The organism is Aliterella atlantica CENA595 (assembly GCF_000952155.1).
In the GTDB taxonomy this organism is placed as follows: domain Bacteria; phylum Cyanobacteriota; class Cyanobacteriia; order Cyanobacteriales; family Chroococcidiopsidaceae; genus Aliterella; species Aliterella atlantica.
The window spans coordinates 22,161-47,510 of the sequence record NZ_JYON01000006.1 but is presented as its reverse complement, the minus strand read 5'-3'; the positions used below and the strand labels follow the sequence as shown (position 1 = coordinate 47,510).

At 41.7% G+C, this 25,350-nt stretch carries 23 protein-coding genes and 1 pseudogene; 8 read left to right on the top strand and 16 right to left on the bottom strand.

The window, feature by feature from the left end; genetic code table 11:
• The first annotated feature begins 36 nt into the window (after positions 1-36).
• Complete coding sequence (gene rpsD / locus UH38_RS07415) at positions 37-645, top strand: 30S ribosomal protein S4 (RefSeq protein ID WP_045054012.1); 609 nt, start codon at positions 37-39, stop codon at positions 643-645.
• 131 nt (positions 646-776) lie between these two features.
• On the opposite strand, the gene UH38_RS07410 is transcribed toward rpsD, so the two are convergent.
• The 3 genes from UH38_RS07410 to UH38_RS07400 all read right to left on the bottom strand — a co-directional run bounded on the left by UH38_RS07410 (position 777) and on the right by UH38_RS07400 (position 4,349).
• A complete protein-coding gene (locus tag UH38_RS07410; protein ID WP_045054011.1) occupies positions 777-1,109 on the bottom strand; it encodes a XisI protein in 333 nt (110 codons plus the stop codon).
• On the bottom strand, positions 1,097-1,513 hold the full coding sequence (locus UH38_RS07405; protein WP_045054132.1) for a XisH family protein: 417 nt from the start codon (positions 1,511-1,513) through the stop codon (positions 1,097-1,099). The genes UH38_RS07410 and UH38_RS07405 overlap by 13 nt, the downstream gene beginning before the upstream one ends.
• 298 nt (positions 1,514-1,811) lie before the next feature.
• Entirely contained in the window at positions 1,812-4,349 is a 2,538-nt protein-coding gene (locus UH38_RS07400) for a dynamin family protein (protein WP_045054010.1), read from the bottom strand.
• A gap of 1,489 nt (positions 4,350-5,838) precedes the next feature.
• On the opposite strand from UH38_RS07400, the pseudogene acpP reads away from it, so the two are divergent.
• From acpP to UH38_RS07375, 4 genes and pseudogenes are all read left to right on the top strand, one after another.
• Positions 5,839-6,081, top strand: a pseudogene (gene acpP, locus UH38_RS25865) (acyl carrier protein); the annotation flags it as partial.
• A 193-nt stretch (positions 6,082-6,274) separates the two neighbouring features.
• Positions 6,275-6,541, top strand: a complete 267-nt coding sequence (locus UH38_RS07385) for a UPF0175 family protein (RefSeq protein ID WP_045054009.1) — start codon at positions 6,275-6,277, stop codon at positions 6,539-6,541.
• Positions 6,538-7,008, top strand: coding sequence for a DUF3368 domain-containing protein (locus tag UH38_RS07380; RefSeq protein ID WP_045054008.1), 471 nt, complete (start codon positions 6,538-6,540; stop codon positions 7,006-7,008). The genes UH38_RS07385 and UH38_RS07380 overlap by 4 nt, the downstream gene beginning before the upstream one ends.
• A 188-nt stretch (positions 7,009-7,196) precedes the next feature.
• Positions 7,197-7,658 (top strand): Fur family transcriptional regulator, encoded by a 462-nt coding sequence (locus UH38_RS07375; protein WP_045054007.1) that lies wholly within the window; start codon positions 7,197-7,199, stop codon positions 7,656-7,658.
• A 45-nt stretch (positions 7,659-7,703) separates the two neighbouring features.
• Here UH38_RS07375 and UH38_RS07370 read toward each other — a convergent pair whose 3' ends face one another.
• The 9 genes from UH38_RS07370 to UH38_RS07335 form a co-directional block, all read right to left on the bottom strand.
• Positions 7,704-8,180, bottom strand: a complete 477-nt coding sequence (locus tag UH38_RS07370; protein WP_045054006.1) for an SH3 domain-containing protein — start codon at positions 8,178-8,180, stop codon at positions 7,704-7,706.
• A gap of 49 nt (positions 8,181-8,229) precedes the next feature.
• Complete coding sequence (locus UH38_RS07365) at positions 8,230-9,744, bottom strand: AAA family ATPase (protein ID WP_045054005.1); 1,515 nt, start codon at positions 9,742-9,744, stop codon at positions 8,230-8,232.
• Between the two features lie 106 nt (positions 9,745-9,850).
• Positions 9,851-10,363: a YceD family protein gene (locus UH38_RS07360; protein WP_045054004.1), complete on the bottom strand. Its 513-nt coding sequence runs from the start codon at positions 10,361-10,363 to the stop codon at positions 9,851-9,853.
• Positions 10,364-10,511: 148 nt separating this feature from the next.
• A complete protein-coding gene (locus UH38_RS07355) occupies positions 10,512-11,027 on the bottom strand; it encodes a Jag family protein (RefSeq protein ID WP_045054003.1) in 516 nt (171 codons plus the stop codon).
• A complete protein-coding gene (gene yidC, locus UH38_RS07350) occupies positions 11,020-12,177 on the bottom strand; it encodes a membrane protein insertase YidC (RefSeq protein ID WP_045054002.1) in 1,158 nt (385 codons plus the stop codon). Before yidC ends, UH38_RS07355 begins: the two co-directional genes overlap by 8 nt.
• Positions 12,178-12,352: 175 nt before the next feature.
• A complete protein-coding gene (locus UH38_RS07345; protein ID WP_045054001.1) occupies positions 12,353-12,754 on the bottom strand; it encodes a PH domain-containing protein in 402 nt (133 codons plus the stop codon).
• Complete coding sequence (gene rnpA / locus UH38_RS07340; protein WP_045054000.1) at positions 12,741-13,112, bottom strand: ribonuclease P protein component; 372 nt, start codon at positions 13,110-13,112, stop codon at positions 12,741-12,743. Before rnpA ends, UH38_RS07345 begins: the two co-directional genes overlap by 14 nt.
• A 21-nt stretch (positions 13,113-13,133) precedes the next feature.
• Entirely contained in the window at positions 13,134-13,271 is a 138-nt protein-coding gene (gene rpmH / locus UH38_RS25290; RefSeq protein ID WP_072044893.1) for a 50S ribosomal protein L34, read from the bottom strand.
• A 58-nt stretch (positions 13,272-13,329) separates the two neighbouring features.
• Positions 13,330-13,842 carry a DUF2808 domain-containing protein gene (locus tag UH38_RS07335; protein WP_045054129.1) on the bottom strand — a complete coding sequence of 171 codons (513 nt, stop codon included), beginning with the start codon at positions 13,840-13,842 and terminating at the stop codon, positions 13,330-13,332.
• Between the two features lie 632 nt (positions 13,843-14,474).
• On the opposite strand from UH38_RS07335, the gene UH38_RS07330 reads away from it, so the two are divergent.
• The 3 genes from UH38_RS07330 to UH38_RS07320 all read left to right on the top strand — a co-directional run bounded on the left by UH38_RS07330 (position 14,475) and on the right by UH38_RS07320 (position 17,536).
• Positions 14,475-15,647, top strand: coding sequence for a Re/Si-specific NAD(P)(+) transhydrogenase subunit alpha (locus UH38_RS07330; protein ID WP_045053999.1), 1,173 nt, complete (start codon positions 14,475-14,477; stop codon positions 15,645-15,647).
• Between the two features lie 195 nt (positions 15,648-15,842).
• Positions 15,843-16,136: an NAD(P) transhydrogenase subunit alpha gene (locus UH38_RS07325; RefSeq protein WP_045053998.1), complete on the top strand. Its 294-nt coding sequence runs from the start codon at positions 15,843-15,845 to the stop codon at positions 16,134-16,136.
• Positions 16,133-17,536 (top strand): NAD(P)(+) transhydrogenase (Re/Si-specific) subunit beta, encoded by a 1,404-nt coding sequence (locus UH38_RS07320; RefSeq protein ID WP_045053997.1) that lies wholly within the window; start codon positions 16,133-16,135, stop codon positions 17,534-17,536. Before UH38_RS07325 ends, UH38_RS07320 begins: the two co-directional genes overlap by 4 nt.
• A 113-nt stretch (positions 17,537-17,649) precedes the next feature.
• Here the strand turns inward: UH38_RS07320 and UH38_RS07315 are convergent, their stop codons facing one another.
• From UH38_RS07315 to hpsA, 4 genes are all read right to left on the bottom strand, one after another.
• Positions 17,650-18,186 (bottom strand): pilus assembly FimT family protein, encoded by a 537-nt coding sequence (locus UH38_RS07315; protein ID WP_045053996.1) that lies wholly within the window; start codon positions 18,184-18,186, stop codon positions 17,650-17,652.
• Positions 18,187-18,257: 71 nt separating this feature from the next.
• Positions 18,258-19,271 (bottom strand): hormogonium polysaccharide secretion pseudopilin HpsC, encoded by a 1,014-nt coding sequence (hpsC, locus tag UH38_RS07310; RefSeq protein WP_045053995.1) that lies wholly within the window; start codon positions 19,269-19,271, stop codon positions 18,258-18,260.
• 45 nt (positions 19,272-19,316) lie between these two features.
• Complete coding sequence (hpsB, locus tag UH38_RS07305; RefSeq protein ID WP_200892337.1) at positions 19,317-19,919, bottom strand: hormogonium polysaccharide secretion pseudopilin HpsB; 603 nt, start codon at positions 19,917-19,919, stop codon at positions 19,317-19,319.
• A gap of 42 nt (positions 19,920-19,961) precedes the next feature.
• A complete protein-coding gene (gene hpsA / locus UH38_RS07300; protein WP_052672297.1) occupies positions 19,962-25,310 on the bottom strand; it encodes a hormogonium polysaccharide biosynthesis protein HpsA in 5,349 nt (1,782 codons plus the stop codon).
• Positions 25,311-25,350 lie beyond the last annotated feature (40 nt).

Below are 25,350 nucleotides of genomic sequence, written 5' to 3'. Positions count from 1 at the left end.
CAAACTTATAAGCATAGTCAAGACACAGGAAAATTCATGTCCCGATATAGAGGTCCACGCCTCAGAGTTATTCGTCGCCTGGGCGATTTACCAGGATTAACCCGCAAGAGTGCGAGAAGAGCTTATCCCCCTGGACAGCACGGGCAAAACCGCAAGAAGCGCTCGGAATACGCTATTCGTTTAGAGGAAAAGCAAAAGCTCCGTCTCAACTACGGTTTGACAGAGAAGCAAATGCTGCGCTACGTACGTAGAGCAAGACGAGTTACTGGCTCTACCGGACAGGTATTGCTACAATTATTAGAAATGCGTTTAGATAATACCGTATTTCGCATGGGGATGGCTCCAACAATTCCGGCGGCGCGTCAATTAGTAAATCACGGTCACGTCACGGTAAACGGTCGGGTAGTAGATATTGCGAGTTACCAGTGCAGACCAGGAGAAACAATTAGCGTTAGAGACAGAGATGCATCGCGCAAGCTAGTAGAAAATAACCTCCAATACCCAGGTTTGGCAAATTTACCCAGTCATCTAGAATTTGATAAAAATAAGATGACAGGCAAGGTAAATAGCTTAGTAGAGCGTGAATGGGTAGCTTTGCAAGTTAACGAACTGCTAGTAGTTGAATACTATTCAAGACAAGCTTAATCTTACATTGGCTATTATCCGTGCGGCTGCGGCAGCCATTTAAAGAATTACCTGTAATATTTGAGTAGCAAGCTTCCTAAATCCGTCACTTAGGGAGCTTGTTTGATGATATTTGTTTGCTAGTCGCAAGATCAAGCAACACCGTACTGGGTGTACTGGCGTTTGAATGGTGGTTGCAAACCAAGCACAATATCTTCTCTAGGTACTCCCATCTCTACTAAATCTTCGGCTGGATTTTGGTCTGTCAAATTTTGTTGAAGCCAAATCTTGCCGTCTTTGATGTCAAAATGCATAATGCAGCGATAAATACGATTTAACCCATGCCAGCCTACATTCATCCACTGGTAATGGTCGCGCTCGGCATCTAGAATTAGTTGAACTTCTATAGTATTATCTATGTCGCTTTCGGCGTAGCGAGTCAGCAGTTGTTGAACGTATGTGCGATACCTGTCTATTTTATCCATAGTGCGATCGCCTCCTTAACTGGATCGTACACAATTAGCGGAACTTGATATTTTTGGGTTGCGACTTGAGCGAAGTTAAGTTGAAAAAATGTTTGGTAAACGTCAAGAGGTACAGCTAGATACAGCAATCGCTCTGGTTCCGTAACTTCTAAAGCAAGACGATAGCTAAGAAATTGACCCAAGGCAGTATAAAAATCAGTAATAGCAGAAGGATTAAGAAAGCTTTTGATTTCTACAGCTATTTTTTCCCCTACTTTCTGGGCGGCTAATACTTTTTCTGCACCTAAATCGATTTGAAAGTTGACATCACCAAACTTAAACTTAAGTGGCTCGTCAGTAATTACCCACTGTTCTCTTTGAAGAGCCTGTTTGACTGCTTGATGAAAGATGTCCTTTGCAGACACAGCCACTAACCTAAAAGCTGCATTTTTATAATACTGCGATCGCGTAAAAATTTGCTTATATTTTAGTTCAAGCATCCTCTCATAGCTAATTCCTACTCGAACCCTATATAAATTTATTTAACTAGGGCAAGGCTAAAATCAATCAAAAGCTTTATAACATCATTCAATGTAATGTGAATAATGTTTCACTCATTTTTTGATTATTGTCATTGCTTTGTATTATTTCCATACAGCAAAGTTGTGTTCTCACTGCTATCTGCAAAATAAATTTTAGATAACAGCAAGAAAATCATTGTTGCTAACCAATAGTCTTCTTTAGCTCTAATTGCAATTTTTTAAGTTCTTTGCGCTTTTGTTCAATCCAGATTTTCTCTACATTACGTTGTTCTAACGTTGCCTGATGTACATTATTCTGCTGTTCTAGCAAATTTTCAGAAATTAAAATTGTTTGCTCAATAACTTGGCTAACTGATTCAAGTCTTTCAATAAATAATGAATTAATAACTTGATTTATTTTTTCTAAAATATCATCTAAAGAGTTGGCAAACTGTTCACCTCCCATCTGAAAAACATTATTTTTAATAGATTCTTCCAGTGCAGTTATTCCTATCATACCCCAAGTCCCAGCACCCATACCTAAGATAATAGCCATAATGGGACCAGTAAATAAAATTACAGGTAATATAGCCGCACCAAAACCAAGTACGCCAAAACCACCCCAAAATCCCTTGGTAGCTTCACTACTGAAGTTTACCTGACTTTCTTGGAGAAATTGCATATTTATTGAATCTTTATTTAATAAATAGCTAATGTTTTGAAAGTTTGACTGAATTGCCTGTAATTCTTGCTGAATTACATTATCAAGTATTTCTAAGGATTCTTTTAAAACACTTTCTTTTAGCTGATTATTTATCCAGAGATCCAATTCTGTAGACAAATCTTGATTAAATTGACGAGCATAGTCTTTAGCTAATTCATTACGGCTCCATATGGGAGAATGTGGAGAAGACCATTGTTCAGATCTTTTTACTAAACGCTCATCTAATCCTTCAAGCCATTCCTGCCATGATGCGTTTGCTTGCTCATATACATTATCAAGTAAAGTGTTTACAAGTAGACGAATTTTTACATCTCGCCCACTAACTTCTCCTATCTGTTCTAAAATCTGCTGTTTTTCTTGTTCAGAAATTTTGAGTTTACCCTCTAAAATCTCAACTGCTCGGTCTAATCCATTCACACATGATTCTATTGACTTATGAATGTTCCTAGTAGCATCATTGATTTTTATGTCTCCCTGCTCAGAAATTAAAAATTGCTCTAAATGATTTGTGAAATTATGAAAAGCTTGTAAATATTCATCCTCTGTACCGTTTAAGTGGGATTTGAGAGCAGCTTTAGCAGAGATATAATGAATGCGCTTTTCTCCTTTAATCAACAGATTTTTACCATTAATAAAACTATTAAGCCGCTGTTTTATATCAATTTTGTCCTCTTCATCGTCTAGTAAATCCATAAAGTTTACTAATATAAATAAGTTGTCAGCAGGCTCGTTCTCCTGTCCGTCAACTAGCTGACTTTTAACATCTCGTAATAAATCTTTTTCCTTCTCTGGAAGCAAACGCATAGCATTTGTTAAGAAAATAGCTGCATCTGTCTCTTTAAGTAATTTTTGAGTAATAGCTGTTCTCTGTGGATGTTCATTTAATCCTGGTGAATCAAGAATTTCTACACCGTTTTGGCATAAACTTAGGTCAGGACTTTCAAAGATGATCTCGTCTATCTCAGAGCTTCTAAGCTCCTCACTAAGACCATCTAATGCGGCTTGTTTAGAAATGGATGCCTTGTCTTTATACTCTTCATGTGAAATTTCTTCTTCGCGTCCATCTTTATAGCGACAAATGATTCTTTTTTGCTTGCCATATCTAAGAATGGTAATTGTTCCGCTACAAGGAACTGCTCTTACAGGCTGAATTTCTTGACCTAGTAAAGCATTCAATAATGTAGATTTGCCTTGACTGAACTCACCTATGACCGCTACTCTAAACCTTTGAGATTGCAGCTTATTGGAAATTGTTTTTACCTCCTTTTCAAGCGTACTAGGCAAAAAATCACTATCAGCACAGTCTTTGACAATCTTATAAATTTCAAAGCATAAGCCATCAATTTGCTGCCGATGTTTTTGAAACTCTGCTAGCTGTTCGTAAGTAGAAAAGTTTTGTTTTTGAGTTACTGTAGGCTCAACTATAGTAGGTAAAACTGCTACTAAATCGCTAGCAGCTTTAATAAATACAGCGTCTAAGTCATGAAACCGCGCAGAGTCTAGTAGAGACTGTACTTCTGCTAAAGCCTCTTTCTCAAAATCCCCTTGACCACTAAAGCTAGCTTCTATAACTGCTAGATGTCTGGGCGCAATCTCTAAACGATTAGCAACAATCTGTAAATACTTCTGTTCGCGAATATCTATATCGCCATCGGCTGCTGACATTTCGTAGCCAAAGCCAACTAACAGCAATCGTTGTGATGGTGAAAGTAAAGCTATAAGTGGTGTTAATTCTCCAAGTTTTTTGTAAATCTGCTCTTTTGCTACTCCTTTCAACATTAGCTGGGTTAACTGACCTAAACTGCTATTAGCTAGAGAAAATCGGTTGAGCGTACTATGTAGTCTTTGCTTCTCCTCATTTGTCACCACACCATCAACGTAAATTACACCCGATAGAATAGTCACCAAAGTAGCTAGAAAAACTACTGGTGGCGTAATGTCTCTCTGACTAAGCTTTTGCCCAGTAATCCGCGACAACAAATCAACCGCTTCAGTGCCAATTAGAACAGTATTCATATAGTCTGTATAGTCAATGTGGTTACTTGCAGATTAGTATTCCCAAATTTATAGAAAAAATACCGAGGAAATACGGTTATCTTCGCTTTGAGGTAGAAGCTAGGCTCGAACAAAATTAGCTGACAATATAAATAGAGCTATGCTGTTCCAATTTGACCCTACTGTTCAAGCTGCTATCGAAGCTGGTAAGTACGTACAAGTTTTTACATCCTCTGGAGTACCAATAGGTTTGGCTAGAGATGCTTCTACAGGAAGGTTTGTAGCTCAAGCCGTCGGAATGATGGCTCAAAATACTCCTATCTCAACTGTATTTAGTCCTGCTCAGATGATAATGGGAGCAGCACAGATGTATCAGACGCATCAAGGATTTGCTGCTGTTCAAGCAGGCTTACAATCTATCCAGTCCAGCTTAGGTGTACTGCAAGCGACAACAGCCTTTATCGGAGTAGGGACTGTTGCTGTAGGTGTGTTGTCAGCAGTTAATTTGCACCAGACATTAAAACTAAAAAAGGAAGTAGGTCAGCTTAGGCTAGAGGTCAAAGAGGGCTTTATTGACCTTAAACAAGCTTTGAAAGATCAAGGAGCAGAAATTAGAGAACTAATCGAGCAAGTAGCTACTGATGTTGAGTTTAAAAACCACCGCACAATTTTAGTCAGAGCTTATGGGTTATTTACTCAGGCTCTTTACCGTTTACGTTCAGCAATGCAAATTCAAGATGCTAGTCGGAGGAATGCTGAAATAGATGGTGCTAGAGGAATGTTATTTCAGGCGTTGGCGGATTATGACAATCGCGAATTATTAGAAGTTACTTGTTCCGCAGGACAACTGCGCCGTTTGGAATGTGCCTGGGCAATCGACCAAGCGATTATTTCAACTTATCAAGTGCAAAACGAAGCAGCCGCAGTTAGCGATCGCTTGTCCCGTCTCCAAGCTAAAATTCGTCAAGATGCCCTTAATGTTATAGATAATTGTGAAACTGAAGATGAGCTAGACTTTCTGTTCCCTGAATTGAGCCGAATCCATACTCACGATATGGCTGTACTAGCATCCTGGCAAAATCAAGTTGATTGGCTGCGAACTTTATCACCATTTGAACTCAAACTACTTAAAAGTGCGGATAATACTTACGAATTAACAGCTAAGACAGAGCTAATTAGCGATGCAATTCCCCAAGAACAAATATGCTATGAGAATTTGTATCATAAATCTCATTCTCTCTCTTTACTCGACCAGTTAGCAATGATGTTTAAATCTGAATTGCGTCAGGAGTATGAAAACTATATTACTCAGCAAGCTGCTATTGCTCATCATCAAAGTCTAGTATCATCAAATATAGAAAAAGCATCAAACTTGACCGTTGCAAATCTTTACTGGTACTTCAAAATTAGAGATAAATCTGAGGATGAGTCAAGAGAGCAAGAGTTGACATTTGACTCTAACAAAGTAGAATCGCCAACTTCAAAAGTAGAACTTCCTAACAACGAAAACTCAAAACAAAATCTTTTTGAGAAAATTCAAATCATTATAGCTGAACAGCTAGCAGTAGATATAAGTGAAGTTACGCCAACTGCTGCGTTTGTCAAAGATTTAGGAGCAGATTCTTTAGATTTAGTAGAGTTAGTTCTAATTTTAGAAGAAGAATTTGATATTGAAATTCCTGACGAAGCGGTTGAGCAAACAATTACTGTTGAACAGGCAGTAAATTATATTAATTCCAAAGTAAATAGCTAACCATTGATGTATAAATAATTAGCCTAATATAAAAAAGGACACTAATTAAGAATTTAACCAATTTATAAAATAACTCATTCGATCGCAAAAATCGTAGAGGGGTTTCTAAATCCTAGCTATTTAATCTGAGTGTAGCAGTAGGATCGCGATCGCATACTATAGAAGTAAGCAAACAACCATAGCTAACTCCTTTATGCAAATTACTGTTGAAATTCCCGATCCAATAGCCCAACGCTTAGATCGAGCGTGGGGAGATGTTTCACGTCGGCTCTTAGAAATGATTGTTGCTGATGCTTACCGTTGTGGTGAAGTTAGCACTGCTGAAGTTCGCCAGATATTGCAATTACAATCTCGGCAGGAAACTCATGCCTTCCTAAAGCGTATGGGTGTTTACTTAAACTATGACGAGGCGGAATTAGCGCAAGATATTCAAACTCTCGGTAAGTTTAGAGCGCAGTGATTATTGTTTCTGATACATCGCCCATTTGTTACTTACTGCTGATTGACTGTATTGAAGTATTACAGGTTCTATATAAAGTTGTAATAATTCCTCAAGCTGTAGCTGATGAATTAAATGCTCTTCAGTCACCCCCTGTTGTCCAAAACTGGATTGCTCAACCTCCTGAGTGGTTGCAAATTCAACCAGTTGAAAGGTTGCAGAGTTTAGAAATAGGAAAGCTCGATCCTGGCGAACAAGAAGCAATTTTGCTAGCAAAGCAACTGAAAGCCGACTTGGTAATTCTGGATGATAAAGCAGCAAGACGCATTGCTATGAATCAGGGTTTAACAGTTATTGGATTATTAGGTATTCTCAAAGATGCTGCTGGAACTGGCTTACTTGAATTACAACCAACATTTGAACGTTTGCGAGAAGTTGGCTTTTGGGTTGCTCCTAGTTTATTAAAACAACTATTAGAAGATGGCTAGCTTTTCTACTTAAATGCGATCGCTTCTTTGCTAACCTACTGCGATCGCCACTTATAATTCTACTTGCACGTTTTATAAAGTTAGATTATACTCAATTAACAATCATTCTCAATAACGGTGACTTGTTGACAATCGCTGCAAAAATTTAGTAGAATTATCAATAACAAAGCTTTCTTGAGAACGATGTCATGACTGTCTACACAGCTACCTCACTTAAGGCAGAACTCAACGATCGCGGCTGGCGTTTAACTCCTCAAAGAGAAACTATTCTGCACGTTTTTCAAGAACTACCCAGTGGCGAACATCTTAGTGCCGAGGATCTCTATCACGAACTAGAAGCCAAAGAACAGGCGAAAGGTATTAGTTTGTCCACTATATACCGCACCTTGAAACTGATGGCGCGGATGGGTATTCTGCGCGAACTAGAGTTGGGAGAAGGACACAAGCATTACGAGATCAATCAGCCTTACCCCCATCATCACCATCACTTAATTTGCGTCCGTTGTAATAAGACGATTGAGTTCAAAAACGATTCTATCCTCAAAACTGGAAGCAAAACTGCGGAGAAAGAAGGATATCACTTGTTAGATTGTCAGCTAACAATTCATGCTGTTTGTCCGACTTGTCAGCGGGCGTTGATGCCTTTGTAAACGAACCATAGAGGTGCGAAGGTTGAAGGAGCTTAAGTGGAGAATTTATTCTGTTTTTACTGGCTCGGTATTGCCTGCTTTTATCCAACCTTCCAATTCTCTGTCTTCCAGGCGGATGCGCTCCCATTTTTGGTCTTGACTTTTTTCTAAGACGATCGCTTCTTGATTGTAGTCAATACTGCCGATACGTTCTGCCTCCAAACTTGGTTCAGTGCGGATACTTAAGCCTTGTTCCCAGGTAACTCTGACTTTGTTAGTGCTAGATGCTGATGCAGGAGAAGGGCTAGACACGGGTTCGCTAGTAGGTTTGGCTGCTAATTTAGATTTGGCTGCGGTGCTTGAGGGTGAAGCTTTAGCTTGCTTTTTGACAGCAGCGCTGTCGTTAGCAAAGATGGGTTTGGGTGGCGGTGTAGAGGAACGGTTGATAAATATTAGTGCTAAAGCTACGCTACCAGTAACGAGAAGTGCGATCGCAATTATTACTCCCAACACCAACTTAATTAAAGCCGCTGACCACTTCATTGCTGATACCTCATCATTTAGCCATACCAAATTTAAGCATTAAATTGCGCTATTGCAACTGTTGTTGAATGCGACAGCTTAACGAACTGTGTTTTGAAGCAAGGCGGGCTTTACCAGCACTCGCCCAATCTTGGAGAAATTGAATTTGCTCTTGGGCTGTACGGGCGAGGGGGATAATTTGACTAGCGGCTTCTAAAATGTCATCGGTGGTAAAGTCGCGGTTTTGGCTAAAGCCGATATGCATGGCTTCAATTAAGGTTTGCTCGATTTCCGCGCCAGAAAAATCAGGAGTTTCATAAGCTAGGCGGTTTAGATCGTAGCTTTTGAGGTTGTGCGATCGCAATCTCGATAAATGAACGTTGAAAATTTCTAACCGTTCTTCTTGACTGGGTAAGCCGACAAAGAATATCTCATCAAATCGCCCTTTACGTAGCATTTCCGGCGGTAATGACTGGATATCGTTAGCTGTTGCTACCACAAATACAGGCGAAGTTTTTTCTGCTAGCCAGGTGATAAACGTCCCAAATACGCGGCTAGTAGTACCAGCATCGCCTTTACTGCCGATGCCTGCAAAAGCTTTATCTATTTCATCAATCCATAAAATACAAGGTGCTAAAGCTTCTGCTACCTGTACCATTTGGCGAGTACGCGACTCTGATTCGCCTACCAAACCTGCAAACAATCGCCCTACATCTAACCTTAGCAAAGGTAGATGCCAGTGATGAGCGATCGCTTTGGCAATCAAAGATTTGCCCGTACCTTGAATTCCTACCAGCAGCAAGCCACGCGGGTACGGTAAACCGTAAGCCCTAGCCTTTTCTGTAAACGAGCCACCGCGTCGCAATAACCAGTCTTTAAGGTTATCCAAACCGCCAATATCGGAGATTTTCTCTGTAGTTGGGTAAAAATCTAAGATTTGTGTCTGGCGAATAGTTTGGCGTTTTTCTTCTAAAACTAAGTCTACATCTTCCGGTAATAATTCCCCATGAGTTGCGATCGCTCGTGCTAATACGCGGCGTATCCTCTCCATTGACAATCCTTGGCAAGAACGGACTAATTCATCGATAAGTTTTGCGCCTAAAGATTGACCTGTAGCCCCTAACAACCTTTCTATTTCTACTTTAATTTCTGCGGCGCTAGGCAAGGGAAATTCTAACACCGTCAGCACTTCGCTCAAGTCTTCAGGAATAGCAATTCTTGGCGATAGCAGTACCAAATTTTTCGGCTGAGACTTGAGAAGTTTACCTAAATTACGCAGTTTGCGAGATACTGATACATCTTCTAAAAAACGGTGAAAGTCCCGCAAAATGAAAACAGCCGCCGCACTTGCTGGCAATTTTTCGACAAATTCTAAAGCTTGTAAGGGATTGCGCCGCCCAAATCCTGCATCGTTAGGATTGCCTTGATAACCATCAACGAAATCCCACGTATATACTGCCCGATTGCCTTGATTTTGAGCTTCTTGGCGAATTGCTGCTTCTACCCGTTCTTCTTCGTAAGTAGGAACGTATATCAAAGGATATCGGGCGCGGAGAAATAGTTCAAACTCGTTTCGGAAGCTCATAATTGGCACTTAAAGTAGTTTTGAGTTTCGATCCCCCTAACCCCCTTGTCTTCCTTATCTCCTTGTCCCCTTGTCCCTCTAATAGGGGAAGGATAGAATCTTCTTACTAGGGTATCTGTTTTTTCAGTGCTTCTAAAGATGCCCAACGACTGTCTACAGGTTTTTCGGGAGTTTTATTGACACTAGCTTTAGTTGCAGCAATACCTGCACAGTCAGCTTCGCATAGTTGTCTTTGGGGAATTTCTAAACATAACTGCTCGTACAGCCACTCGCTGGGATAGAAATAGCCTTGGGGTGATAGAGTTTCGACTAAATCTTCTACAGCTACTTCTCGCTCTAATGGTCCATCATACGGCTGGTTAACAGATTCATCTAACCAGATTAATTCTGATGTGTTGACGCTCAAGCGGTGGTTATACTGCTGCAAGCAACGGTGGCAAGTTAAAGTAATAATTGTCTCTGCCTGACCTGATACCTCTAAATAATTACCATGATGCTGAATCTTGACTTGACCGCGTACTGGAGTGAGCGTTTCCAAACCAGGCAGAAAATCGTCAAGTTGCACTACCTCGGTTCGCTCTGGCGCTTTAGTCAATTGGGGGATGTAAATTGCCTCCATAAGACGATCTAGCTATCCTCACAAAAAATAATCTTTGTAGCTATTTTGCTCTAGCTGACAATACACTTCTAGTTTAGCGATGGATTCAAGTCAAAAGTCAACAAATGTCTGAATGAATTTAGTTGTTGGCTTTTGACGTTTAGTATTATCACTCATCCACAGTAGGTTGTAATAGTCTCACCACTAGATGACGGTGGGGTTCTTTGCCTTTACTAAAGGTTTCTAACTCCTCGTAATCTTGCAAAATCGTGTGGATTTGCCGCCGTTCAGCAGAAGATAGCGATTTGATTTCCACTTCTGCTCCAGATTCTAGAACTTGGGTTGCGGCAGATTTGGCGACTTCTTCTAGTTCGGCTTGGCGTTTTGCCCGATAACCGTTCAACTCTATGGTATAAAAGGCTTGCTGCTCTTTTTGCCCCAAGTTCAAAGCTGCATTAGCTAAATATTGAATGCCATCTAAAACAGTGCCTTGAGTACCAATCAAATTTTCTACTTGATTGGCACTAAGATTAGTTTCGTCAATTGTTAGCCAATAATTTTTCACTTCATCTGGGGAGTTGCTGGCACTATCTACTTCTGTTGCTTGCACATCAGCAGCCACTCCAGCTAATTTCAGCAATGATTCTAACCACTGCTGACCTTTCTGCTTTGTACTATCAGTCATTTTCACCCTGAAGCTTTTTCTTTTTGGAACTACCTGGCTCAAAGGGCAGCGATTCTCTATTTTTGCTCTCTGTGGCTTTTGCTTCGGCTTCGACAATTTTCTGCACGTTTTCCGGTAACGGTTCGCGGGAAACTATTACAGTTTGGATTGTCTGGAATATATTCGCAATCAGCATATACATCAATACGCCTGCAGGTAGGGGAAAGAATAAGAACATCCCTGAGAAAATGACAGGAGTAATTTTGTTGACTGTTTCCTGTTGGGGATTGCCGCCAGTAGCGCCTTGCCCTGATAAAGTCTGGCTGGCATACAAACTAAGTCCGAAGCCCAGAATCATCCCTACGATATCCCAATGAATCGTACCGTCATCATCAAAAGCCCCTACTCTACCCAAAGCATCGATAAATAAGAATCCTTTATCTGCAGCAAGTCCAGGGATCGTACCTTGAATTGTTGCTTCGCCTGGGGCTAAGGCTTCTATAGTGCCGTCATCATTAATTTTGATCCGTTCCTCGCCTTTCGTGACCTTGAGTTTAGGTACGAGGTTTGTTTCGGGATGTTCTGCTTCTAGGGCTGCTAAGGATTTGCCTTCTACAGTCTGAAATTCAACTTTTGTTTTTTCTCCTACTGCCAGGTTATTACCGCCAGGTAAAACGGCAATTAAAGGCGCGTGTACGCCATCAGCAATATAAATATTTTGGGGAGTTGTTGCGAAAGCTTGAGGTTGAATGCGCTCAATTTGTCCTTGAGGCAATATTTGGACGTTGACGTTATAGTTTGCGTCAGAAAACGGCGAACCCCGCAAGGTTGCAAATAAGGCAAATAGTACAGGCATCTGTACTAATACGGGCAAACAGCCTGCGAGGGGATTGCCAAATTCTTTGTAAACGCCACTCATTTCTTCCTGCAATTTAGCAGGATTGTCTTTGTAGCGTTCTTGCAGTTCTTTGACGCGCTTTTGCATCAAAGGTTGAGTTACTCGCGTGCGGCGCATATTGCGGATTGAACCTGCACTTAGCGGGTAAAGTGCAAAGCGAATTACCAGTGTCAACGCCACGATCGCTAGTCCATAGCTAGGCACGATCCCGTAGAAAAAATCTAGGATCGGCAGCATCACGTTGTTAGAAAGAAACCCTATACCAAAATCCATTTACGTGCTGTTAACCTGATATATGTTAATTTGTCTGAATCTAATTTATCCGATACTGGTTTCTATTTACGGGTAGCGTTAACCGTAATTGTCTTAGCTACATCAATACCAATTTGCTAAATATGCTTTAGCGGCAAGTAAGGGGCATTAAGCCCCTTGGGGTGTTAAGGAAAAATCAAGCTGACTTTTCTTCTACTTTTGCACCTACTTGAGGATTTTTCAGAGCTACTTTCTCGTTGATGTACTCATATATTTCCCGAAACTTGGGCACTGCTCTTAGTTCCAATCGACTGCCATCTCTAAGAGTTAGTACCATATCTCCCCAAGCACCAAGTCCGCGCGGAACTTTGACAACTTTAACTATTTCTGAATAAATAATGTCGGTGCGATCGCGTCCTAGCCAACCACCAGTTACAGTAATCCGGCGATTGGTGATGCGATAGCGCAGCCATAAAGCTCGAACTATAGCACCAATTGATAGCGGCAAAGCAACGATAGTTAGCCCCAATAGTAAGCCAAATATCAATTCCCCAATATGGGGACCGCCTTCATAGTAAACTTCCTCACGAATGCCCATCGATTGCCTCAGCTTTTGTCAACAACTGCTCTAATTCTTGCAGAAATTGCTGATAATCGCACTTATCCGCAACGGCTTGGGGCTGTACGATAATAACTAGCCGCCACTGAGGGGCGATTTGTGGTAGCAACGAACGAAAGGCTGCACGAATTTGCCTTTTGATCCGGTTGCGTACTACTGCCCGTTTGCTAACTTTCGTACTAATTGAAATGCCAATTTTGGCACTTTGGGTTGGCATTGACTGTTTCATGCGTAAAGCTCTCAGTGTTAAGTGAGAGCTTTTGTGACGAATTCCTGCTTGAAATACTGCTTGGAAGTCCGATCGCGCTTTGAGTCGATTTGCCTTTGCTAAAGCCACTGCTACGGTAATTTTGGGGCGTTATTGCACGCTCAAACGATGACGACCTTTTCTTCTACGAGCGCTAATTACATTTTGACCGTCTGGGGTCCGCATCCGAGCGCGAAACCCCGAAGTCCGTTTTCTTTTGCGGCAAGTGCCACCTAATGTTCTTTGCATAAATTTTTAGGAATTAGTCACAAAATCACAATCGCCTATTCTATCACTAAATTAGGGCTTAGGAAATACTCAAAATCCAAGTACCGACATAACGCAGTAGCGGGACATCGCCAGGTGACTGAATTTGGCAATTGAAGTAGTATGTACCACCAAAACCAGGATTTTTGACGTTAGAGAAGACTATTTCAACGCGGCTACCTGCAGGAATTGGCTCTTGAGGATAAATTTCTACTGCGCGATTCTCTTTGTTCCAAACTACTTCTTGCAGCGGGACTTTTTTGCCTTTGATCCTGACTTCTATTTTGTCAGTATCAAAAGTACCTTTGTAATAATCGGGGTAGGAAACAGATATTTGCGCTGCTGCTAGTTTGAGTTGTTTAGGGGGAATCCTTAACCGATAGCGATCCCACTGACTTGCTTGCCCGCCGAAGTCTAGTCTAAACGGTAGTTGGTTTTCGCGTTTGACACCGCTAAAGATGGTAAATCCTGGCAAACTTTGGGCGGAAATAATTGCTGGAAATCCAGCTACTAGGCAACTGGTAACAGCTAAGGCAGAAAGTAGGCGATGCATATTTTTTGTGGCTAACATAGCTTTCGGCAAGATATAAAGTAAGTTTTTGTACTTATTAATTTACTACTTGAGACGCTAAATCTGGTAAAAAGTGCCTCTATTCCCGATTAATTATGATATTTGACGCTGGCGATCGCTCTATCATTATTTCCTCCAGAAAATATTTTTTTGTTTCGGAATATGTATCAGTGTATCTAAATTTACGATTTATGTTAAAAAAGTTGAAATATTGCCCTGCACAATCGAGAGCTAAGTAAGCTAAATTAGCCAAGGCAAAATATGCTGATGATAAAAATTTAGTTTGAGGAAGAAGAAATTGTAAGTTGTAGCTAGTAGCAAATTGCTAAGATTTACTCTACGTTAAAAAAATAGAGCATTTACCAAAAAACTTTAGCTAATATAAATGTCACATTCATAAAATAATCTGAAGACACAGATAAGAAGGCAAGAGATCGGTTTAGGATGGGCGAAATGTAACGCTTTAAACAAAGAGAACCGTTGCAAAAGTTGCCTGTCAGCATAATCTCTACATTCTTATTCCTGGCAAGTGCGATCGCGCCTGCAAGGAGGAAATTACTACAAATGCTCGAACGCGAATAGGTAAAAAAGTTTTTTTGAGTTTAGGAGATTGCATGAAAATAGCGGTTGCCAAAGAGATTGAAGTCGGCGAACGTCGAGTAGCGCTAGTACCTGATACTGTGGCGCGTTTAGTGAAAAAAGGCTTAGAAGTTTGGGTAGAAGCAGGTGCAGGCGATCGCTCTTTCTTTTTCGACGATGCTTACGAAGCCGCAGGAGCAAAAATTGTCAGCGATACGGCAAAGCTTTGGGGTGAAGCAGATATTCTGCTGAAAGTAGGTTTGCCCCAAGAGCGAGAAGATGGGCGATCGGAAGTTGATATGCTTAAACCAGGGGCGATATTGATTGGTTTTCTCAATCCATTGGGAGAACCTGCGATCGCCCAAAAGTTAGCACAGCGTGGGGTAACAGCTTTTAGTATTGAATTGATCCCGCGCAGCAGTAGAGCGCAAAGCATGGATGCTTTATCATCTCAAGCATCGGTAGCGGGGTATAAAGCTGTATTGATTGCAGCGGCAGCATTACCTAAGTATTTCCCCATGCTGACGACAGCCGCAGGCACAATCGCCCCCGCAAAGGTATTTGTCATGGGTGCGGGCGTTGCGGGGCTGCAAGCGATCGCTACGGCTCGGAGATTGGGCGCTGTGGTAGAGGCTTTTGATATTCGCCCAGCGGTAAAAGAAGAAGTCCAAAGCTTGGGGGCTAAGTTCGTTGAAGTGCAGCTAAATGAGGAAACTGTTGCTGCTGGGGGTTATGCCAAGGAAATTTCCGAAGCGTCAAAGCAGCGCACTCAAGAAGTTGTTACCGAACACATTAAGCAATCGGATGTAGTAATTACAACGGCTCAAGTTCCAGGTAAGAAAGCGCCCTTGCTGGTAACTGCGGAAATGGTAGCGCAAATGAAGCCAGGATCGGTAATTGTCGATTTGGCTGCCGAACAAGGTGGTAATTGCGCTTGTACGGAGCCTGGTAAAGACGTGCAATGGCATGGCGTGACAATTATTGGTCCAATTAACTTGCCTTCGTCAATGCCCGTTCATGCTAGCCAAATGTACGCCAAGAATTTGACTACTTTGGTGCAGCTTTTGGTTAAAGATAGCGCTATTGACTTGAATTTTGCTGACGATATTATTGATGCTGCTTGCATTACTCATGGCGGCGAGATTCGCAACCAAAGGGTAAAGGATGCGCTAGCAAGTAATACTCAGCAATCGGCAATTAATTCTTAGCTGGGCGGTTGAAGTAGCACGCCAGTCTATTGAGGGGGAAAACCGCACATAGCTGGCTAGCTTACATAGACAAAGCCCGACGATCGCACTCTAGGAAGATTTCGATCCTAGAGTGCAAAGAAATCTTTTTGACTTTTGGGCAAATAAAGAAGTCTTTTTGACTTTTAACTTTTGACTTTTGTTGGGGTTTAAACCGTGACTGAAACACTAATTGCTGCTTTGTTTGTGTTTGTATTAGCGTCTTTTATTGGGTTTGAAGTCATTAACAAAGTACCGCCTACGCTGCATACTCCGTTAATGTCTGGCGCTAATGCTATTTCGGGAATTGCTGTGATTGGCGCGTTAGTTGTTTCTGGCAGCAGAGATACTAGCTTGTCGGTGATTTTGGGATTGATTGCTATTGTCTTGGCAACTATTAACGTAGTCGGCGGCTTTTTAGTTACTGACCGGATGTTGCAAATGTTTAAGAAAAAAGAGGTAAAAGCGTGAGCGATTTTTTGCCAACTGGGATTCAGCTAAGTTATTTGGTTGCAGCATCGTTATTTATTGTCGGTTTAAAGCAGTTGGGATCGCCTGCTACAGCCCGTAATGGCAACTTGTTAGCGTCGGTGGGGATGTTACTTGCGATCGCAGCAACGCTGTTAGATCGGCAGGTGTTGAATTATGAGATGATTTTGATTGGGTTAGCGACAGGTTCCGCGATCGGTGCTATTGCTGCCCAAAGAGTCGCGATGACTGAAATGCCCCAAATGGTAGGTTTATTAAACGGTTTGGGGGGATTAGCTTCAGCGCTGGTAGCGGTAGCTGAGTTTTGGCGGTTGATTGATGCTTCTGCGCCCATACCGCTAGATGCCAATGTTTCCATGCTGTTAGATGTATTTATTGGTGGTGTCACCTTTACAGGCAGTATGGTTGCTTTTGCCAAGTTGCAAGGCTTAATTAGTGGTTCGCCAATCACCTTTCCGTTGCAGCAGCCGTTTAATATTTTGCTGCTAATTGGTTTTGTTGTAGGTAGCGGCTACTTATTGGTATCGCCAGAAAATGTGCCGCTATTTTTAGGAGTAGTTGCTGTTTCGTTATTGCTAGGCGTACTATTTGTTATCCCCATCGGCGGCGGCGATATGCCTGTAGTAATTTCGCTGTTGAACTCGCTGTCGGGGATCGCTGCTAGTGCGGCTGGTTTCGTGGTAATGAACAATATGCTGATCATTGCTGGCGCTTTGGTAGGCGCATCTGGGTTAATTTTGACTCAGATTATGTGTAAGGCGATGAACCGTTCGCTATTTAGCGTTCTATTTGGTGCTTTTGGCACTGGTGGCGCGGCTAGTGGCGGTGCAGGTGCGGCTGAGATTGAGAAGAATGTCCGCAGCATCGATCCTGAAGAAGGCGCAATGATGCTAGGTTACGCGCGTTCTGTGGTAATTGTGCCAGGGTATGGGATGGCTGTAGCGCAAGCACAGCATAGCGTTCGCGAGTTGGCAGATCAGCTTGAGCGCATGGGTGTAGATGTAAAGTATGCAATTCACCCAGTTGCGGGTAGAATGCCAGGACACATGAATGTATTATTGGCAGAAGCTAATGTGCCTTATCCACAGTTGTCTGATATGGATGATATCAATCCTCAATTTGAGCAGACAGATGTAGCTTTAGTAATTGGCGCGAATGATGTGGTTAACCCTGCTGCGCGTCATGATGCTGCAAGTCCTATTTATGGAATGCCGATTTTGGAAGTAGATAAGGCTAAACAGACAATTGTAATTAAGCGCGGGATGAGTACGGGTTTTGCTGGTGTAGACAATGAGTTGTTCTACAAGGATAAAACTACAATGCTCTTCGGCAGTGCAAAAGATATGGTGGCGAAGCTAGTTTCTGAAGTGAAGCAGCTTTAAAAATAAATAACCGTTCTGGGTAGGCATAAGCCCAAGAATTAATTAAGTAGCTTGCTGAGATGATTTTATAGCTCGTGCAAGCTACTTTTTTTCTTTGGTATTGTTTGATTAAATCAATAACAATATTTGCCTTCATTATTTGCAGTTGGACGTTCTTTTGCAGTTCTTACTGCTCCTAAAAGTGTAGATATAACTACACATCTTTTAGCTTTATTATTATTTTTGCTAGATAAGGTCACTTGTTTTAGAAGATTAACATTTCCTCTATAGTCAAATTGAGTTTGCCATAAACCATCTTGATTTTGTCCAGTTGTTTCTGGCTCTGGATCGATACGAATATTATTATTGAGGTCATTCCAGGTAGCTTTCTCTAGAGAAAGTGAAGCTGGATGTACAGCCCATTGTACAATTTGATCCTTTTCTCTAATGCTGATTCGCCAAGGCAACTTTTCTTTCTTGGCTTGGCTTTGGGCTTCACGTACTGAGCGATAAATTTGATCTTGAGCAATATTAAGGCGGCGCACTTCTACAAAATTTAGCCAACTCGGAGCAACGATCGCACTTAAAATTCCAACTATGATTATAGTGACTATTACTTCTATAAGCGTAAATCCTTTGTCACTACTACTTTTACTAAAATCGTTTTGCATAATATCTAAATTTCTAAAATGAAATTAATTTATTTTCTATATGAATTAAAGATAAATCCAAGCGGAAAATCCTAATTAACATCCAACGAACTACGCCCATTAACTTTAATACTTGCAGTAGGAAAATAAGCAGAAAGATTATTGCTATAGGTACTACTTTGTTGTAAGCGAGCTAGAGCATTACCTCTAATAAAAATTTGTGCCGAAGTTTTAGAGGCATCAACGCAAGCATAAAAGCCACCAACTAAAGTTGATGGTGTTTGTTGGTTTGCAGAGCAATTTGGGGAAATTTCAGTAATACTGCTGTCAACATAATCAATTAGTACATTAGCTTTGCTTGTATAAGCTAATGATGACTTTTGCCAGCGGTTCATTTTATCTGAAAGACTAGAACCTGGTAATGAAAGATCGAATAAATTAAACCCTGGACTAGGCTCTCGATCTTGAATATAGTTAGTAGTAGGAATACCATTTGTTGTATTTGTAGGATTAAAAGGATCTACCACACCATTCGTTATTTGAAACCTAGCAATACGAGCGCTATTAGACCAAACGTTATTAATATTATTACCTTTAATTAGATAATAAGCGACAAGAGAGTAAACGAATGTATCATTACAATTCGAGGAAATACCACTACATTTACTATTCCTATTAGTCGGAACAGCCTTCTCTACAGGTTCGCGTTTCCAGAAGACTAAAACAGGCGTACAAGTTGTATTTCTATTGTTAGAGCAACCGTCTGCTACTTTTTCTGGTGGAATCTGATCTTTGATTCCAGAAATTGTATTAGTGTTTAAATTTGAGTTGTTATTTAATCCAATGGCATCGTAAATATAGACAGCCTGTTCTAAGTCTTGAGCAATGTATTCAATAGAAGCCTGTACTTCTTGCGCTGATATTGCTTTAGCTTGTTCTCGGCGATCGCTATCTAATATATTGATCGTGAACGACATTAAAGGTGTAACTACTAAAGCGGCAAGAACCATTGCCACTAATAATTCTAGTAATGTAAAGCCTCTATTATCTTGCCTGAGCTTGGATGGTTTTAAATAACTGTTGAGCAAAAATCTTAAAGCATTCATCACCTTGAATCTTCCATACTTGTATAAAATTTTATACTTTTGAGACTATTGGCAGCCACCAAAGCGATCGCACAAATCTGGCAACTGAGTATCCTGCGTGGCAATTTCCGTTGTCATTTCTACTAATGGAGTTTTAAGGTTTCCAAGTCCCCCAGTAAAAGTTGCTTGTTTTGACCCTTTATTCAAAGCACCACGATCGCTAAAAGCATCTGCCCTATAAACACGCAAACCTAGACGATAGCCTTTTTGCGCGTCATCTGCATCCGCACTAAATTGGCTGCGAAACCCTTGAATTGCTAAATCCTGAGCGCTGTTACTACTACAACCAGGTATATTGTCAAGATTTACACAGTACAAATCTGCCAAAGCACTAGGAACAGGGGCGCTATCTAAAAAATACTGATTTGTCTCTCGTGCAACAGTAATAGTTGGAGGTGCGATCGCTCCTGAATTTATACCATCAATATATGCTTTAGCAGCTTGAGATGCTAACTCTATTCGTCTTGCTTGAACTCGTGTGGCTACAGAAAGAGTAATTACAGGAGAAATTGCTGCCATTAAAATACTAACTACAACTATAGCCACTAAAGACTCGACGATTGTAAAACCAGCTTGATTAGATTGAGTTGAAAGTCGTAATTTGGACACGATCCTAGTCACCTACCAGTTGCTAAATTTGACGAATCACCATTAATCGTTATAAGCAGATGGAGCAAATTCACAACTACCTCGTTCGCTTCGATCTACAGCGTAAGTGTAGTTATCCTGCGACCCTTGAGCAGCGCACAACAAAGTTTTAACCCATAAATCATCTCGACCAACTTGCCTAAAAAATTCGTTGGGAGGAGTAGCTGAGGGTATGGTAAATTTCTGTGCAAATAGGTCTGGTGCTTGAGATAGAAGTCCTACATCAAAACCCCATTGCCGAGTTGGTGGATTGTAGTAGGGTATGATGTTGCCGTTATAAGAGGTGGAGGTATAGCCAAAAATGCTTAAAGTTCCATCGTTAGCCGATCGCTTTGCTGCTAAAACATTAGCAAATGGCGCTGTAGCATAAGCACTGCGCTTTAACTGAATAAAGCTGCCTTGAATATTGAGCGGCTTTTCTAACCAGTTTTCTTGAAAACGAACGAAGTTATGCAAACCTGCTAAATCGCTTTCTTCTGGGCGGCTTGGACTGTTGCCCGATACAAAAACAGCGTTAACTGTAGCATTATTTGCGACTACATTTTGCAGCCAGCGATTGACAATATTACCACTTATAGGGAGATTGGTGTTGGTGGATGGAGTTCCTTCGGGGGTGTGTATTTGTAAAACTGGTACTAGCAAAGGCTGATCTGTAGAAGCGATCGCTTTGATGCTACTGTTTACAAAGTTTGAACGTGGTGGTAGACGGTTAACCCCCAAAAGACGACCCTCTATCACTACATTTTTGAGACTATTAACAGCCCCTTTACTAATAAAATTCCCCTTCATTCTATGAGGGCTGTTAGAATCTACTTCGTTCCATTGAGTATCTGCATTTAATGCCCAGAATACATTGTTAGGATCAACCCCATCTAGTTCAATAGCTACACCTTTGCGGGTGCAGGTATTGTTACGACGGCTACAATTTGAATTGCTAGCAAAGTTTAAGATTCCTCCTTTTTTTTGGAACACAAATATAGAGTCTTCATCGCCTACTAATTTAATTGTTGTTACTCTCGTACTATCCTCTCCTAAAGTCCGCGCTCCAAGGCCTAAATCGATAACGTTTATACGACCACTCTGGGTGAGAGTTGTTTCCTCCCCGCTAGCAAAGCTTCCCTTTTGATTAGTTACCTTTTGACTAGGTGTAACGATCGCATCTGTATTAGATGTACTAGGATCTAAAGCATTTAGCTGCCCTACGGTTGTGTCAAGATCGCAATTTCCGTCATCAAGAAGCGTGGAATCATTGACTAACGGTTTTTGAGAGGAACCAGCAGTTTTAGTACAAACTGTGTAGCTAGAAGCAGGGTTATTCTCTGGAAGGTTGAGACTATTTACGTTGTCAATTTCAGGGGTAAGAGGAGACGTAAATTTAGTATTGCCTGTATATGCTAGCGGTCTATTGTTTGCGTAGCTAGGATTGTTGTATGGTTCGCCAATAGTATTAGTTGTTGTTCTAAACCACAGAGCATTATTTCTTATTCTGGGCAGAACATTTTCTGTATAAGGAAATTCAGCAACTTGACCGCTATTATTTATTCCTAATGCTATTGGAGTGATATTATCTTCGTTAGGGCTAGACCAATTAGATAACTCTAGTGTATTGCCAGTGCTACGTTTGAATGCAACCCGACGAGCGTAACGGCGATCGCTAGGTCGCAAAGCAGCGCTAGCAGTAGTACCTGCACCTAAGCGAGTAACATCAGCGTTTTGGGGCAGATTTGCAGATTTAACATCGCTTTCCCCATTATCATCGATATCTCCATCGCCGTTATTATCGTAGCCAACTAGCCAATCGCTCGGTCTACATTCGGAGACAGGGACTTTACGGCAAATTTCCATGACATATTCAGGTGCATTTACGCGCCGTTGGATCGGTGTCACGGCATTAGTTAGGTAGGAACCTACATAACTATCCTCAGTTTTTTCATTAGGATAAGCATTGTCTGTATTGCCTGTATCCCACCATAAGGCACTAGGAACAAAGCTATTGTTCCACAAGCCGTTTTTAGTGCGATTTAAAGTAGGAGCAATACCTGCATAGTTATTGAGATCGTAGTCTCCTTCATCACGGAAACCATCGCGGAAACTGCCTGATAGCACCGTCATGGCATCAGAGATGATAGTTGCAGGTCGCCAGCGATCGCCATTACCACCACACCCACTTTGCCCCTTACGACAAGCAAAATTAGGATCGAGTGTTGGGTTGCGTGTATAAAAATCGCTCCAGTTATCTGCCAAGGTATCGGTAAATTCTTCAGTAGGCGTGCGATCGCCTGACTGTTGGTGCAGGTTAAAGTCGCCTTGAATATAAGCTGGCAAATTGGTAACTAAAGTTAGTCCCTTTTCTTCTTCTCGATAATCATCATCTCGTTCTAAACTACTACCGTTGATTAGCCTAATTCCGTTTGGGCGGCGTGTAGGGTCGAGTTTGAAGTCGGTAGAACTAAGTAACTCTCTTTCTATGCTCGTGTCACTTAGATCGAGCAGCGCATCGTCTCGACTAGCATAGATAATACCGCTGTTAGGCAAAAGATATTCTTGAAGGTTTGCTGTCCCAATTGTTTTAGCTGCAAGTTGACCCATATCGAGGTCAGTCACTCGTACTTCTAAAGGCTGGCGTTGTTCTAGTTCTAAATCGTAGTCAGTCGTATTATTCGTCTTATGAATCGCTTGAACTTCTCTAGCATTAAGAAAAGATGCTTCTCTAATTGCGCCATGTGGCACTATAGGCTCTGTGCTGGGATTGAAGGAGCTATCGGTCAAAATTTTGATACCGCAAATAGCTGTATCGATTGCTGAATTTTCCGCCAAACTTAGGGGTTTGGTATTGTCTAATAGTCCGCCACCACCATTAAGTTTGAGCAAGGCTTGCTGCAAAGGTTCGTTAACGACGCGCCCATTGGGAAACATCAGTTTTGCTTGAGCTTTCAACTCTGGCAAATAAGAGGCGATCGCACTAAACCTATCTGTATCGCTGGTGTAGGGAGTAGGATAGACAACACCATTGTTTGACTTACCGCTAGCAGTATCGATGCCGTATCCACCATCAAAATTAACTCTATTTTTAGCAGTAGTTGCGTTTGTCGGATCGTAATAGCTGCTGACACAAGCGATCGGAGTCTGGCTAGTTCCAGGATTGTTTGCATAGTGATAAACAGCCGTAGCTCTCATCCGCAAGTCGGCTGGCGCTGTACTTTCATTGATTAGTGTTTTGCTGTTATCGACTCCACCACTCATAGGCATGGTGTCAGACCAAACTAAAGTGTAGGGAATAGATGAGCTTTCACCTGCTAAAAGTGGAGCATTAGGAATAGCTCTATTGCCATCAAGGATGGTAGGAGGGAGTGGAAGAAAAGACGGAGCAGATAAAGCTGTATAAGTAGATGCTAAGTTGCGATAAATTCCTGCCCCAGTTATTATCCTCAAACCGCCTACATTAGATAATTTAGTTGCTGGTTGTCTAGCGGCTGCATCTTCCCAAAAACCATCTCGATTAGATATACCTACATCTGGGAGAGCGACTACTTGAGTAGTTCGATAGCGTTCTTCGTCGCTAGGATTAGTCCATTTAACCGCGCTGCCTAAAAATTGCTTTTCAAAAGGTCCTGTAACATATTTAGTCAGATTTTTCCAGTAAGCAGGTAAGTTGTTACCTACATTAATGCGATCGCCTAAGTATGTCTCTACACCATCTTCTCTCTGCTGTTCGGGCTGAGTCTGTTGTAGGTTGGCTGCAATTAGCGCTAAACCAGTATTAGTGTCTGTAGGCTCTCGCCATTTAGCGATTGGTTCTACAATCCCAGAGCTTGTATCAATCCCATTGCTATCCCCTGGAAGAATAGCACCTGTCCCATCGGCGGCAGGTACTTCAGCAAAAGGAACGCGACGGGTACGATCTTTTAGGTATGTTTCAACTTGTTCGGCAAGAATTTCTTGAGCGTTTAAGCTGCTACCTCCAGGTGCTTCAATCTTAGCTTTAAATGCTGCTTTAACTGAAAAAGGGTACTGAGTAATGCTATTGACGCTGGCAACTGTGGGAGGATTAGTTGTAGAAAAAGCTAGCATAGCCTGCTTCATTGCCCCGATCCGCTTGCTATAGGCGGCATCGTTGTATCCTACTCTTTTGCCTCCTACTTCGCTTGTAGATTTATTATTGCCATCGATTGTGGAGGTACTTGGGTCGTTACCTACTCCTCTAAATAGATCGACAGTTACCGCTGTTTGATTTTGTGCGTCGGCTACGTTGCCTGTACCGACGTTGCCACCGACAGTAATTTTACTGTTTTGTTCTTTGTAAAAGCAGGAGTTTTTGCTACTAATTTGATAGAGCCTAATCGCTTTACCCTCATGCCCGCCGATCAGTAAGTTGGCATTTGTAAAAATTCTGCCATTCATGCGAAAGTCAACACCAGGAGTAAGTTCCAGGTCGTTTTGAAACAAAACAGCATTGCTATTTAGGGGAACTCTACTGCGATCTTGCTGAAACTCCAGGGCAGAAAAACCTCGATTTCCTCTATACACTTCATAGTTGCCAGCACCTACATTGGGAGATATAGGCAGAGTATCAATTGGCACTGTGGCAGTGTAGGCAAAAAAGCTTTTGGTTAGGTTACTACCTGATTTGTACCAACTAGAGTCACCTACCAAGTTAGGGCTAGTACCAGCAGTATATTCGCAGCGTCTACTCAGCGCACCTTTCATTGGTGGAGTTCTTGCTTCTAGAGGATTTCTAGAGCGCTCAAACCTACCATCTTGTCCTCGGTTGGGACTGCGGAAGACAATACTGTATAGTGTATAGCTATCGAATTTACCATTATTGTCAGTATCAACTGGAAATTTCCAAGCAGTTGCGATCGCTTCGTCTTGTTCTAGAGTTGTTGCTGTAGGTCGTTTTTCAATAATTTTATTGTTATTGATGTCGTAAACCAGTTTCAGGCGTGTTTCATCACCTAATACATACCTGCTGCTAGTCAGGGCATTGTAAAAATCGGTATCAGTGGGAGTGTCTCTTGGCAAACTCGGATCGGATAATAATGCATCTATTTTGGCTCTAGCGCGATCTATGCCAGGTTTTGCAGCATTTGATACTGCGGCATCTACCCTGACATTACTAGCCTCTCTGGAGCGATCAAAAGCCCGCAATACGAGCGCAGTAGTTATTAGTACGACTACTAGCGACACCATTGCTACAGTTGGCAAGACGAAGCCAGATGAATGGGAGTTTTTATCGCTAAGTATTGAGCAGCGTAGCAGCCATGACGTATGCTGTTTACAGTTTGTAGCGGATAGTTGCCAAATTTGGCGATCGCGCTTCTGAACTACCCGACGTTGCTTGCGGCTGGACATGACTGCTTTCCTACAAAGAGCTAGGCTCTATAGTGAACTA